The organism is Pseudomonas sp. R-28-1W-6 (genome assembly GCF_009799925.1).
Taxonomy (GTDB): Bacteria; Pseudomonadota; Gammaproteobacteria; order Pseudomonadales; family Pseudomonadaceae; genus Aquipseudomonas.
This window is the reverse complement of sequence record NZ_WELK01000022.1, coordinates 1-1,195: the sequence shown is the minus strand read 5'-3', so window position 1 is coordinate 1,195 and position 1,195 is coordinate 1. Positions and strand designations below refer to the sequence as shown.

The 1,195-nt window shown below is 69.5% G+C and carries 1 protein-coding gene and 1 pseudogene; both read right to left on the bottom strand.

The window, feature by feature from the left end:
• Positions 1 to 770 (bottom strand): type IV pili methyl-accepting chemotaxis transducer N-terminal domain-containing protein (locus F3I62_RS20055; RefSeq protein ID WP_160491402.1); only part of this gene is annotated, 770 nt, incomplete at its 3' end.
• Between the two features lie 74 nt (positions 771 to 844).
• A pseudogene (locus F3I62_RS20050) lies at positions 845 to 1,195 on the bottom strand (hypothetical protein); the annotation flags it as partial.

Below are 1,195 nucleotides of genomic sequence, written 5' to 3'. Positions count from 1 at the left end.
TAGGCGCTGGTCAGGTCGTTCATCTGCCAGAGCAGGGTCTCGGTGGTGGTGGTGATCACCGTCGGCACGTACTGCGAGTCGGCCGACAGGCGAAAGCCGGCGCGGGCGAAGCGCCACTGGGCCTCGACCTTCTGCAGCGCCTGGCTGATCTGCGGGGTGTTCTGCCGGGCGGCGAGCAGTTCCTGCTGGGCGGTCTCGAACTCCTCGGTGGCCTTGCGCAGCTCCGCTTCCAGGCCCTCGACCGGCAGGTGCCAGCTGACCGCCAGGTAGAGCTTGGCGATGCGCTGGCTGAGCATCCGCTGGCGGCCGCTGCGGTTGACCAGGCGGGCGTTCTGGCTGCCGGTGTGTTGCTCGATCAGCAGCACCACCTGCTCGCTCTGGGCCAGCAACTGGTCGCTGAGTTGCAGCAGCGGCACGGCCTGTTCGCGGCTGGGGCGCGACAGGGCCAGCTCGCGGTAGGCCTGCCAGGTGCTGCCGGCCTGTTCCAGGGCGGTGCGGATCTCGGTGTTGGGCGCGTATTCGCTCAAGGCGAGGAAGTTGCTCTCGAAGCGCGCCACGCTCTGGTCGAGCTGCTGCAGCGCCACGTCGCTGCGCACTTCGGCGCCGATCATCAGGTAACTCTTGGCGATGCGCTGGCTGAGCATGCGCTGCATGCCGGCCAGGTTCATCGCCTCGGCATCGCCGATCACCGCCCAGGCGGGCGGGCAGAGCAGGGCGAGGCTGAGCAAAAGGGGGCCAAGCAGGTGAGGGTTAAGCAGACGGCTGAGCATGGGAATCTCCAGAGGCGTGCGGCGGCAGGCCGCCGCACGCCGGTCGGGCAGGGCCCCGTTGCGGGGCCGGACGATCAGTAGCTGTACTGCAGCTGCAGCCAGGCCTTGTCGGCATCGACGGCGAGGTCGTCGGCGTCGTAGCTGGCGTACTTGACCAGGCCGACCAGGCCCTTCACGCCGGGAATCGGGTGGGCGTAGGACAGGTCGATCTCCTCGCCGTACTGGCTGCTGCCCTGTTCGGCGCGAAAGTCGTGGTACCAGGCCTGCAGGCTGCCGCCGAGCAGCGGCACGGTGACCCCGGCGTAGGCATCCTCGACGCCGTCGGCGGGGGTGATGAGGAACTGGTCGGCCCAGCCCTGGAAGGCGTGCTTGGTCGCCAGCGGGGTCTGGAAGGCGCGGTTGCCCGGGCCCTCGTCGCCGCCGAG